This is a genomic window from Kribbella sp. NPDC051587, from assembly GCF_044453945.1.
Lineage (GTDB): Bacteria > Actinomycetota > Actinomycetes > Propionibacteriales > Kribbellaceae > Kribbella.
Window position 1 is genome coordinate 1,195,713 of record NZ_JBITDE010000001.1, and the last position, 11,953, is coordinate 1,207,665.

General features: G+C 68.1%; 12 protein-coding genes. 5 read left to right on the forward strand and 7 right to left on the reverse strand.

The window, feature by feature from the left end:
- Positions 1-3: 3 nt before the first annotated feature.
- The 5 genes from ACIA49_RS05715 to ACIA49_RS05735 form a co-directional block, all read right to left on the reverse strand.
- Positions 4-1,443 carry an FGGY family carbohydrate kinase gene (locus ACIA49_RS05715; RefSeq protein ID WP_396375935.1) on the reverse strand — a complete coding sequence of 480 codons (1,440 nt, stop codon included), beginning with the start codon at positions 1,441-1,443 and terminating at the stop codon, positions 4-6.
- A 138-nt stretch (positions 1,444-1,581) separates the two neighbouring features.
- The gene (locus ACIA49_RS05720; RefSeq protein WP_396375936.1) at positions 1,582-3,048 is read right to left on the reverse strand and encodes a mannitol dehydrogenase family protein; all 1,467 of its coding nucleotides are present in this window, start codon (positions 3,046-3,048) and stop codon (positions 1,582-1,584) included.
- Entirely contained in the window at positions 3,045-3,890 is an 846-nt protein-coding gene (locus ACIA49_RS05725; RefSeq protein WP_396375938.1) for a carbohydrate ABC transporter permease, read from the reverse strand. Before ACIA49_RS05725 ends, ACIA49_RS05720 begins: the two co-directional genes overlap by 4 nt.
- The gene (locus tag ACIA49_RS05730) at positions 3,887-4,834 is read right to left on the reverse strand and encodes a carbohydrate ABC transporter permease (RefSeq protein ID WP_396375939.1); all 948 of its coding nucleotides are present in this window, start codon (positions 4,832-4,834) and stop codon (positions 3,887-3,889) included. Before ACIA49_RS05730 ends, ACIA49_RS05725 begins: the two co-directional genes overlap by 4 nt.
- Before the next feature lie 12 nt (positions 4,835-4,846).
- Positions 4,847-6,238, reverse strand: coding sequence for an ABC transporter substrate-binding protein (locus tag ACIA49_RS05735; protein ID WP_396375940.1), 1,392 nt, complete (start codon positions 6,236-6,238; stop codon positions 4,847-4,849).
- A gap of 118 nt (positions 6,239-6,356) precedes the next feature.
- Here ACIA49_RS05735 and ACIA49_RS05740 point away from each other — a divergent pair, with 118 nt between their 5' ends.
- The 5 genes from ACIA49_RS05740 to ACIA49_RS05760 all read left to right on the forward strand — a co-directional run bounded on the left by ACIA49_RS05740 (position 6,357) and on the right by ACIA49_RS05760 (position 10,204).
- Positions 6,357-7,310 carry a sugar-binding transcriptional regulator gene (locus ACIA49_RS05740; protein ID WP_396375942.1) on the forward strand — a complete coding sequence of 318 codons (954 nt, stop codon included), beginning with the start codon at positions 6,357-6,359 and terminating at the stop codon, positions 7,308-7,310.
- A gap of 5 nt (positions 7,311-7,315) precedes the next feature.
- Positions 7,316-8,104 (forward strand): phosphotransferase, encoded by a 789-nt coding sequence (locus ACIA49_RS05745; RefSeq protein ID WP_396375943.1) that lies wholly within the window; start codon positions 7,316-7,318, stop codon positions 8,102-8,104.
- Between the two features lie 77 nt (positions 8,105-8,181).
- A complete protein-coding gene (locus tag ACIA49_RS05750) occupies positions 8,182-8,778 on the forward strand; it encodes a uridine kinase (protein WP_396375944.1) in 597 nt (198 codons plus the stop codon).
- 60 nt (positions 8,779-8,838) lie between these two features.
- Complete coding sequence (locus ACIA49_RS05755) at positions 8,839-9,465, forward strand: hypothetical protein (RefSeq protein WP_396375945.1); 627 nt, start codon at positions 8,839-8,841, stop codon at positions 9,463-9,465.
- 79 nt (positions 9,466-9,544) lie between these two features.
- A complete protein-coding gene (locus ACIA49_RS05760) occupies positions 9,545-10,204 on the forward strand; it encodes a DUF998 domain-containing protein (protein ID WP_396375946.1) in 660 nt (219 codons plus the stop codon).
- Here ACIA49_RS05760 and ACIA49_RS05765 read toward each other — a convergent pair.
- Complete coding sequence (locus ACIA49_RS05765) at positions 10,157-11,431, reverse strand: thymidine phosphorylase (RefSeq protein WP_396375947.1); 1,275 nt, start codon at positions 11,429-11,431, stop codon at positions 10,157-10,159. The genes ACIA49_RS05760 and ACIA49_RS05765 overlap by 48 nt on opposite strands.
- Positions 11,428-11,820 (reverse strand): cytidine deaminase, encoded by a 393-nt coding sequence (locus ACIA49_RS05770; protein ID WP_396375948.1) that lies wholly within the window; start codon positions 11,818-11,820, stop codon positions 11,428-11,430. The genes ACIA49_RS05765 and ACIA49_RS05770 overlap by 4 nt, the downstream gene beginning before the upstream one ends.
- Positions 11,821-11,953: the final 133 nt, after the last annotated feature.

The following is an 11,953-nucleotide window of genomic DNA, read 5'->3' on the forward strand; positions in this document are numbered from 1 at the left end:
GGGTCAGCTCCCGTTGTACGGCGCGGACAGTAGGGGGCGGGTGTTGGTGAGGACCTGGGCGTAGTTGGCGCGGATCTGGTCGGCGTCGAGGGTGATCGCCGGTTCGGGCTTGCCGAGGGGGACCGGCCAAGTGGGCAGGGTGCCGGTGAGCGCCCAGGCGGCTTGCCGGGCAGCACCGAGGGCGACGTACTCGGCTGGTTCGGGGAGGACGACCTCAGCACCGAGCAGAGCCGGAGCAAGAGCCTGTACGGCGCGGGAGCGGGCGCCGCCGCCGAGCAGGAGCAGGCGGTTGACGGGGATGCCTTGCGCGCGGAGGGCGTCGACCGCGTCGGCCAGGCCGCAGAGCAGGCCCTCGACCGCGGCGCGAGCCATGGTGGCCGGCTGCATCGTGGCGCGGGTGAGGCCGTAGACGAGGCCGGTGGAGTGCGGGAGGTCGGGCGTGCGCTCGCCGTCGAGGAAGGGCAGGAGGACGAGCCCTTGGCTGCCGGGTGACGAGAGGACGGCTTCGTCGAACTCGGGCAGCGTCATGCCGAGCAACTGCGCGGTCGCCGACATCACGCGGGCCGCGTTCAGCGTGCAGACGAGCGGCAGGTATTCACCGGTCGCGTCGGCGAACCCGGCGACGAAGCCACTCGAGTCCGCGGTCGAGTGCGCGGACCGGGCGAACGCCGTACCGCTGGTTCCGAGCGAGATCGCGACATCGCCGACCTGCAGGTCGAGACCGAGTGCGGCCGCAGCGTTGTCCCCGGTCCCTGCGGCCAGGGCGGCGCCGGACGCCGTACGGCCGACGATCTCCGCCGGACCGGCGACGCGGGGAAGCCTGAGCGAGCGCCCGAAGGCACGCTCCACCAGATCCTCGCGGTAGCTGTTCGTGGCAGGCGACCACCAGCCGGTCCCGGACGCGTCGCCACGATCCGTGGTGATCCCGTCGATGCCACTGCGATCAGCGGCCAGCTGATGAGTCATCCAGTCGTGTGGCAGTACGACGGCCGCGGCCCGCGCGACCGCGTCCCGGCGTACCGGGTCGGTGGCGGCGGTGTCGCGGATCCAGCGCAGCTTGGTGACGGTGAAGGACGGCACCGGCATCGAGCCGACCGCCTCGGCCCACGCCTCCGGGCCACCGAGCTCCGCGATCAGTTCAGCGGTCGCATCCGCGGAGCTGGTGTCGTTCCACAACACGGCCGGGTGGACGACCTCGCCGGCCTCGTCGAGAAGGACCATGCCGTGCTGCTGCCCACCGATGGCGATCGCCTCGACCCCATCGAGCAGGCCGTCCGACGCGATCTCCCACGCCTTCCACCACTCCTGTGGGTCGACCTGCGTCCCGTCCGGATGCGGCGCCCGGCCCTCCCGCAGTACCGCGCCGGTCTCGGCATCGCACACGACCACCTTGGTCGCCTGGGTGGAACAGTCCACCCCGGCCACCAGTCTCGGCTCAGGCATTCGGGCTCCTTCTCGCGAACGGACGGGCGGACCGCCCCCACTCATCAACCTCCGCCGAGCCACCGCACCCACGCTCAGCTGAGACGGCTGCGGGGTCCTCGGGACGACTTGGTGAGTGTTGGCGGTCCGGGTCTCACCCTAAAGCGACTCGACCGTTCGCCGCGCGCCGATCTCGTGGAGCGACTGCAACGCCGCCTGGTACTGCGCGACGAAGCGGTCGTCCGACGCGAGGTCCCCGAACAGATCCGGGTCCGAGATGAACACGAGCGAGTCCTCGCGGTTGTGTTGCGCCCGCTCGACGAGCTTGTCGCGCAGCCGGTCAACCACCTCGATCGGCTCACCCTGCTCATCCACGCCCTCGGCGTACCGGGCCCACGACGCGACGACGAGCGCGGACCGCTTGATCTCGCGGCCGGCCGCGAGCTGCTCCCGGATCACCGGGACCAGCCACTTCGGGATCCGGTCCGAGCTCTCCGCGCACAACCGCGCGAGCGTGTCCTTGACCTCCGGGTTGGCGAACCGCTCGATCAGCTGATGGCGGTACCGATCCAGGTCGACCCCAGGCACCGGCGGCAGCGTCGGCGTCCCTTCCTCGGTCATGTAGCCGAGCAGGAAGTCGATGAACAGCTTGTCCTGGCAGACCTCGTGCGCATACCGGTAGCCGGACAGATACCCGAGGTAGCACAGTGCCTGGTGAGACGCGTTCAGCAGCCGCAGCTTCATCAACTCGTACGGCTCGACGTCGTCGACGATCTGAACGCCGACCTCCTCGTACGCCGGTCGCTCACCCCCGAAGTCGTCCTCGAGCACCCACTGGGTGAACGGCTCGCACACCACCGGCCAGCCGTCCTCGATCCCGAACCGCTCGGACAACGCCGAACGGTCCGCATCGGTGGTCACCGGCGTGATCCGGTCCACCATGCAGTTCGGGAACCGGACCTCGTTCTCCAGGTGATCCGCGAGCTCGGGATCCTTCAACCGCGCGAAGGCGGCGAGCATCTTGCGAGCCACCTGCCCGTTCCCCGGGATGTTGTCGCACGACATCACCGTGAACGGCGGCACCCCGGCCGCCCGTCGCCGGGCCAGCGCCTCGACCACGAACCCGAACGCGCTCCCCGGCGTCGCACCCGGTTCGAGGTCGGCGGCCAGCCCGGCGTCGGACGTGTCCAGCTCCCCCGTCACCTGGTTCACGTGGTACCCGCCCTCGGTGATCGTCAGCGAGACGATCCGCGTGGACGGATCCACGAGCCGATCCAGTACGGCGTCGGCGTCGTCCGGCGCGAACAGGTAGTCCACGATCGACCCGATCACGCGCGGCTCGAGCGTCCCGTCCGGGTGTTTGATCACCAGGGTGTACAGGTGATCCTGCGCGGACAGGACGTCGTACATGCGCTTGTCCTGGGGCAGCACGCCGACGCCGACGATGCCCCAGTCGAGCGCCTTGCCGTCGTTCATCAACGCGTCGAGGTACATCGCCTGGTGGGCCCGGTGGAACCCGCCGACCCCGAAGTGCACGATGCCCGGGCTGACCGTCGTACGGTCATAAGCCGGTACGGCGATCTCCTTGCCGAGCGCACCCACTGCGGCCGTGTTCAGCTGGGTCACTTGACCGCCCCCAGCGACAGACCCTGGACGAGCTTGTCCTGGGCCGCGAAGCCGGCGATCAACACGGGCAGCGAGACCACGATCGACGCGGCACACACCTTGGCGAGGAACAATCCTTGGCTGGTCACGAACCCAGTCAAGAACACCGGCGCCGTCTGCGCCACCGTACCGGTCAGCACCCGGGCGAAGAGCAGCTCGTTCCAGCTGAAGATGAAGCAGATCAGCGCCGCCGAGGCGATCCCCGGGGTCACGACCGGCGCGACCACGGACCGGAGCGTCCTGGTCAGCGACGCGCCGTCGACCGAGGCCGCCTCGAGGATCTCCACCGGTACCTCGGACAGGAAGCTGCGCAGCATCCAGACCGCGATCGGCAGGTTCATCGAGGTGTAGAGAATGATCAACAGCCAGATGTTGTCCAGGAACCCCACCGACTGCGCGAACAGATAGATCGGCAGCAGACCGGCCACCACCGGCAGCATCTTCGTGGACAGGAAGAAGAACAGGACATCGGTCCACTTGCGAACCGGCCGGATCGACAGCGCGTACGCGGCCGGGAACGCCAGCAGGAGCACGAGCAGCGTGGACAGCACACTCGCCGTCAACGAGTTCGCCAGCGACGGCCAGGGTCCGGTGTCGAAGAACGCCTTGTAACCGCCGAGGCTCAACGGAGCCGCGATGTCCGGCGGGTTCTTGGCCGCGTCCTCCTCGGAGTGGAACGAGGTCAGCAGCATCCACAGCACCGGCATCACGAACAGCAGGCCGACGACCCACGCGAGCCCACTGAGGACGAACCCACCGCCCCGGTTCTTCTTGCCGGTAACGATCGTCACGCCGCCACTCATCGGCCCGTCTCCTCTCGGAACAGTGTCGACACCGACCGCAGGGCGAACGTCGCGATCGCGATCGTGCCGATCACCACGATGACGCCGGCCGCGGAGGCGCGTCCGTAGTCGTGAGCGGTGTAGAAGGTCTGGTAGATCGTGTACGGCAGGTTCGCCGTACCGAGGCCGCCCGACGTGATCGTGAAGACCGCGTCGAAGTTCTGCACCACGTAGATCGAGCCGAGCAGCGCGGACAGCTCCAGGTACTGCCGCAGGTGCGGCAGCGTCATGTAGCGGAAGATCTCCCACTGGTTCGCGCCGTCGATCCCGGCCGCCTCGATCACGTCCAGCGGCCGGCTCTGCAGCCCGGCCAGCAGGATCAGCATCATGAACGGCGTCCACTGCCAGACCAGCGCGAAGATGATCGACCACAACGGCTGGTTGCTGATCCAGTCCGGCTGCGGCGCGTTGTCCCCGAAGATCCCCTTCAGCAAACCGTTGAAGAGCCCGTACGACGGGTTGTACAGCGCGTGCTTCCAGAGCAGCGCGGCCGCCACCGGTACGACGAGGAACGGCGTGATCATCATCGTCCGGACCGCACCGCGACCGCGGAACTTCCGGTCGAGCAGCAGCGCGATCCCGAGCCCCAGCAGCAGGCTGATCAGTACGACGCCCGCCGTGAGCAGGATCGTCACCCAGATCGCGTGCCGGGTGTTCGCGTCGGTGAGCACCCGGCGGAAGTTGTCGATCCCGGCGAACCCGCGCTCGTCGGGGTAGTAGGCGTTCCAGTCCATGAAGGAGGTGATCAGCGTGACCACGAACGGCAACTGGGTGACGACGATCATGAAGATCAGTGCCGGCATCAACGGCGCCCGCCGGGCCCAGTCGCCGGTCTGACGCATCAAACTGCCCTTGGGTACGGCGGAGTGCTTCGACTCCGGCCGCGTCTTCGTGTCAGCAGACATAGCTCACTCCCCTCACTTCGCCGCGCGCGAGCGATACCGCTCGGCGACGTCGTCGGCGAGCACTTGCCCGCGTTTCAGCGCTTCGTCCACACTCATCCGCCCGGCGATCGCCGAGCTCACGTCCTGGCTGACCTGGGTGCCGAGATCCGGGAACTCCGGGATGTCGACGAACTGGATCCCGAGGGCCGGCCGCGGCTGCGTGCCCGGGTTCTTCGGGTCGGCGGTCTCGATCGCCGCCTTGGTCGGGGCCGCGAAGGCCTCGGCCTCCTTCAGGTACGCCGGGTTCTCGTACGTCGAGGCGCGCTTACCGGCCGGGACCCGGGACCACCCGAGCTTGTCGCCGACGAGCTGCTCGTACTCCTTGCTGGACGCCCACGAGATGAACTTCCACGCGTTGTCCTGCTTCTTGCTGGCCTGCTGGATGCTCCACGACCACGCGTACAGCCAGCCGGAACTGTCGGTCTCCTTGACCGGGGCCGGGGCGTAGCCGATCTTCCCCTTCACCGGTGAGTTCGGCGCCTCGAGCGATCCGGCGGCCGAGGTCGCGTCGTACCACATCGCGACGTTGCCCTGGATCAGGTTGTTCAGGCACTCGGTGAAGCCGGCCTGCGGTGCGCCCGCCTCGCCGTGGCTGCGGACCAGGTCGACGTAGAACTTGGTCGCCGCGGTGAACTGCGGCGAGTTCACCTGCGCCTGCCAGTCCTGCGTGAACCAGGTGCCACCGAAGGTGTTCACGACCGTGGTGAGCGGGGCGAAGATCTGGCCCCAGCCGGGCTGGCCACGCAGGCAGATCCCGCGCATGTTGGCCTGCGCCTTGTCGACCTTGGCGGCGATGTCCGCGACCTCGTCCCAGGTCGGCTTGGCGGGCATCGTGACGCCCTTCGCCGCCAGCACGTCCTTGCGGTACATCAGGAACGACGACTCGCCGTAGAAGGGTTCGCCGTACACCTTGCCGTCCTCACCGGACAGCGACTGCGTCATCGGCTTCAGGATGTCGTCCTGGTCGAACTTCGGGTCCGCCGCGATGTGGTCCGACAGCGGGGCGATCCACTTGCTCTTCGCATAGATCGGGATCTCGAAGTTGCTCAGGGTCGCGACGTCGTACTGACCGGCCTGGCTGGAGAACTCCTGGCTGATCTTGTCCCGGACGTCGTTCTCCGGCAGCACCGTGAAGTTCACGTGGATGCCGGTCTCTTTGGTGAAGTTGTCCGCGGTCAGCTGCTGCAGGTCGACCATCTGCGGGTTGTTCACCATCAGCACGTTGATGCTGTCCGCGCCGCCACCGCCGGCGCCACCACCCCAGCCGGCACAACCGCTGACCGCACTCACCACAAGTGCGACACCGATCGCCCCGACGCGTTTGCGCTGTCCCAGCACAAGCCACTCCTTCGCTGGTCTGCTCATTTGAGCACGCCTCTGCTCACTGCCCCGAGTGAATCGGAACGGGGGTTGACCTGTCAAGAGTCTGTGCAACACTGGTGCACAGCTTCGCTCATATGAGCGGCTTGTCTCGGGAGGTGTGATGGAGCCCATCGCGGGGGGACCGGCCCAGCTGGTGCTGACGGCGTCGATCGCGCGCCGGTACTACGTCGACGGCCGGTCCAAGGTGGAGATCGCCGACGAGTTCCGGCTCAGCCGGTTCAAGGTCGCGCGGCTGCTCGACCAGGCCCGCAGCAGCGGTCTGGTGCGGATCGAGATCAGCCACCCGGGCAACGTCGATCTCGACCTGTCCGCCCGCCTCCAGGAGGCCTTCGGGCTGCGCCGCGCGATCGTCGTGGACACCCCCGAGGACGATCCGGCCGCGTTGCGTCTCCAGCTGGGCAAGGCCGCTGCGGAACTGCTCACCGAGATCGTCACGGCGGACGACGTACTGGGGCTTGCGTGGGCGCGCGCCGTCACGGCGATGACGGATCAGCTCACCTCACTCGCCCCGGTCCCCGTCGTACAGCTGACTGGTGCGTTGACGCGTCCTGATGTCGAGGCGAACTCGGTGGAACTGGTGCGGCACACCGCGCGGTTGTCCGGAGGACCGGCGTACCTGTTCTATGCCCCGCTGGTGGTTCCGGACGCGACCACGGCGCGCGCCTTGCGGCAGCAGCCCGAGGTCGCCGAGGCGATCGGGCACTTCGACGCGGTCACCAAAGCCGTTGTGGGGTTGGGTTCCTGGGCTCCCGGCCAGTCCACCCTGTACGACGCGATGGACGAGAACGCCTGTGAGCAACTGCAGAAGCGCGGTGTGGTGGCGGACATCTCCGGGGTGTTCGTCGACGCGAAGGGTGTGCCCGTCCAGAGCAAGGTGACCGACCGGGTGATCGCGATCAACGCCGAGCAGATGAACGCGATCGACGAGGTGATCGCGATTCCGTACGGTCTGGGCAAGGTCGAGGCGGTGCGCGCCGCGGTCCGCAGCGGCCTGGTGAACGGCATCGTCACCCACAGTCCACTGGCCCGGGCTTTGCTGGACGCAGCAGACTGACCACAATGAGCGAGGTGGAAACTCCTCTGCTCGGCGGAACGGCCAACCGCGGGCTCGTCGTACGGGTTCGAGACACGGTACGACGGCCGCTGCGCGCGAGCAGTCCCGCTGTTCACGCCGTACTGCGGTATCTCGCGGAGGTGGGGTTCGAGGGCGCACCGCGGTTCCTGGATGTCGATGCGCAGGGGCGTGAGGTGCTGACCTACCTACCGGGCGAGACGGTCACTCCGCCGTACCCGGCCTGGGCGATGACGGACTCCGCGCTGGACAGCGTGGCCGTGCTGCTGCGGGAGTACCACGCGGCGATCGCCGGGTTTCCGGCCGCGGACTTCGAATGGGCCGAGGCGGTGCCGGCGGCGTACGTGGACGGAACGGTCAGCCACAACGACCCGAACCTGGACAACATCGTGTTCCGGGACGGCGTCGCGGTCGCCCTGATCGACTTCGATCTGGCCGGACCAGGGTCGGCCTTGTGGGACGTGGCCGCGGCCATCCGGCTGTGGGCGCCCTTACGGCCGGAGGGCGACATTCACGACGTACGGCGGGGTCACGTGCTCAGTCGGCTGCGTCGCTTCGCGGACACCTACGGACTGGACGAGGCTGATCGCCGGCGGCTCGTCGCGGCAACGGCCGACAATCACGTCTGGTGTATGGACTACGTCCGCCGCGGCTCCGAGACCGGGCATCCCTGGTTCCACCAACGCTGGACCACCGGCGAAGCCGCTCTGACCGCACGCACCGACGCATGGTTCACTCGCCAGGCCCAGGCACTACAGGACGCTCTCCTGCGCTAGACGCTTTCAGCTGCCGCACACCTGGTTATCGGTGGGTGGGCTCGGGCGTTACCGGGCGGTGGCGGAGAATGGGGCGGGTGAGTGCGCGTGTGGTGTTGCTGGCCGGGCCGTCGGGGGCCGGGAAGTCGCGGTTGGCGGAGCTGACCGGGCTACCCGTCGTACGCCTGGACGACTTCTACCGTGACGGTGACGACGAGGCGATGCCCCGGTCGCCGCTCGGCATCGTCGACTGGGACGACCCCGCCTCGTGGGACGGCGACCGGGCCGTCGCCGCTCTCGAGCAGCTCTGCAAGGCCGGTCAGGCGGATCTGCCGATCTACGAGATCTCCGCCGACGGGACCGTCGGTCACCGTGAGTTCAGCACCCAGGGCTCGCCGTTGATCATTGCCGAGGGCATCTTTGCCGACCAGATCACCAGTGCCCTGAAGGATCGCGGCCTGCTGGCCGCCGCCATCTGCGTCCGGCATCACCGTGTGGTCACGTTCGTCCGCCGCTTCCAGCGCGACCTTCGCGAGCACCGCAAACCCCCGTTCACGCTGCTCCGCCGCGGCCTCCTGCTCCTGCGCGACGACCCGCAGGTCGTCCGCCGCTGCGTCGAAGCAGGCTGCGAACCCATGATTCCCAAGGCGGCGCGCCGACGGATCGCTGCTCTGTTGGCCGAATCACAGACATAGTTCGGTCTTTGTTCACTTGCGCCTGCTCGGATGGGCCTTGTGAACCGCTCGGCTCCTGGTATGGCCGCCGTCGTGACCGCCCTGCTGCTCGGTATGACCGCCTGTGGCAGTGACGCGGGCGCCGCGGTGCGCCCTGCCGACGCGCCCGCTCCCAGCACAGCTGTCGACCAGACCGCCAAGAGCGCCCTGGCCGGCTTGATCGTCCTCCCGACCGGTTTCGTCCCCGACCCGCAGAACACAACGGGCCCCTTCAGCTCCGAGACCTACCTCGAGAACTACTCCGCCGCACCCGCGCTGGACCGAGCCCTCCTCCTCAACGCCGGCTTCGCCGAGGGCTACCGTGCCACCCGGCTGAGCCCCGACAAGAAGAAGCGCTACGTCGTCCAGCTCTTCAAGGCGGAATCCCCAGCCAAGGCAAAGATCCTGCAAGCAGGCTTCTGGCGCCAGGAGACTCGCAACCACCCGTTCCGCGCCCCCGGCGCGCTCAGCAACGCTCACGCCGCCTACGACTCCAGCACCGAGAAGAACGAGGCCATCGCCGAGGCCAGCGTGGTGGCCGGCTCCCTGGTAGCCCTCCTGACCGTGCGCCAATCGGCCCCGCTCGGTACCACGATCCACCCGGACACCGCCCTGATCACCACCCTGGCCGCGCAGCAAAAGGCCCGCCTCACCAGCAAGTCCAGCTAGCCGTAGTCGCGTCTGAGCTACCTGGAGTGGGGCTCTCGGGGTAGTTCTTCCAGGCGATGCGGTCCGTAGCGTCGGAGTGGTGAAGCGGATTGGGGTTCTGAGCGGGGCTATTGGATGGTTCGTCGGTGTGGTGCAGTTCTTCCTGGTGATGGTGCTGGTGCAGCTCGCCTGGACGACGCCGTACAGCTGGACGAACAACAACATCAGCGATCTCGGTAACGAACTGTGCGGCACGTTCAGCGGTCGTTACGTCTGCTCGCCGCTGCACACCCTCATGAACGTCTCGTTCACGACCGGCGGCGTACTGATTATCCTCGGCACGGTCCTCACTCACGCCGCCTGGCCGCACACCCTGCCTGCCCGCGTGATCAGATCATTGCTGGTGGCAACAGGTGCCGGCTGGATGGTGGCCGGGCTGTTCCCCGCCGACGTCAACGAGAACCTGCATGTCGTCGGCGGTGCCTTCGCCATCTTCACCTGCGGCAACCTGGCCCTGCTCATGACGGCGTTCCTCACCACTGGCCCGCTGAGCAAGCTCCGCCGGTGGGGCTTCGCATTCGGCGTACTCGGTATCGCCGCGATGCTGCTGCACTTCAGCGGCACCGGCCTGGGCCTTGGCGTCGGCGGGATGGAGCGCGTGACCGCCTACGGCGTGCCGATCTGGCTCGCCGTAGCCGGTTTCCGCCTGTTCCTAACCGATCCGGTCGATCACCAGCGGCCCAGCCTCGTACGACGCTGAGACCTCGACCGCGTCGGCCAACGACTCCAACGCACGCTCAAAGCGGCTCGAGTCATCAGCGTGCAACGTCAGCAACGGCTGCCCCGCTGTGACCGTGTCACCCGGCTTCGCGTGCATGACCACACCGGCAACCGCCGACACCGGGTCCTCCTTGCGCGCCCGCCCGGCCCCGAGACGCCAGGCCGCCACGCCGACCGCCAGCGCGTCCAGCTTGGACAGCACCCCAGAAGCAGGAGCCGGTACGACGTGCTGCTCCGGAGCGACCGGCAGTACGGCGTCCGGGTCACCACCCTGAGCCGAGATCATCGCGCGCCACGCGTCCATCGCCGTACCGTCACGGAGTTTTTCCGCCGGGTCGACATCGGTCACGCCGGCAGCCGCGAGCATCTCCACCGCGAGCGCGATCGTCAGCTCGACGACATCCGCAGGTCCACCACCCGCCAGCACCTCGACGGATTCGCGAACCTCCAAAGCGTTTCCGGCGGTCAGTCCGAGCGGCACCGACATCTCGGTGAGCAGGGCAACGGTCTTCACGCCGGCATCGGTGCCGAGAGCAACCATCGTCTCGGCCAGCTCGCGCGCATCGGCCAGGTCCTTCATGAACGCACCGGAGCCGACCTTCACGTCCAGCACCAGCGCGCCGGTACCCTCCGCGATCTTCTTGCTCATGATCGAGCTGGCGATCAGCGGAATCGCCTCGACGGTGCCGGTGACGTCGCGCAGCGCGTACAGCTTCTTGTCGGCCGGCGCGAGCCCGTCACCAGCCGCACAGATGACCGCCCCGACGTCCTCGAGCTGCCGCATCATCTCGTCGTTCGACAGCGCCGCCCGCCAGCCCGGGATCGACTCGAGCTTGTCCAGCGTGCCGCCGGTGTGGCCGAGGCCGCGACCGGACAGCTGCGGTACGGCGACGCCGCAGGCCGCGACCAGAGGCGCCAACGGCAGCGTGATCTTGTCACCGACTCCGCCGGTGGAGTGCTTGTCGGCGGTCGGGCGGGACAGCTTCGCGAAGTCCATCCGCTCGCCCGAGGCGATCATCGCCGCGGTCCAACGGGCGATCTCGCGGCGGTTCATCCCGTTCAGGAGAATTGCCATCGCCAGCGACGACATCTGCTCGTCGGCGACGTCACCGCGCGTGTAGGCGTCGATCACCCAGTCGATCTGCCCATCGCTCAGCTCACCGCGATCCCGCTTGGTACGGATCACGTCGACCGCGTCGAAGCTCACTTCTCCTCCAGAAACTCGGGCCCGAAGGCCTCGGGCAACAACTCACGCAACGGCCGGCTCCCGGTCGCCGTCTCGATCTGCAGGTCCGGCCCACCGTGCTCGTGCAGCAACTGCCGGCACCGCCCGCACGGCGTCAGCAACGCCTCGTGCTGATCCACACACGTGAACGCGACCAGGCGCCCACCTCCGGTCCGGTGCAGCTCCGAAACCAGCCCGCACTCGGCGCACAAGGACAACCCGTACGACGCGTTCTCCACGTTGCACCCGGCAACCACCCGGCCGTCCTCCACCAGCCCCGCCGCCCCCACGGCGTACCCGGAGTACGGCGCATAAGCCCGCCGCATAGCCTCCACCGCGGCCTCCCGCAGTACCTTCCAATCCACATCCACCACCCCAGCATCCCATTTGGTGGGTGAACCCACCCAGCAGGAGGTTCCCGTACCGAAATCCCGTGGGGGAACCTCCCGTTTAGTGGGTGAACCCACCAAGTGCGAGGTTCCCGTACCGAAATCCCGTAGGGGA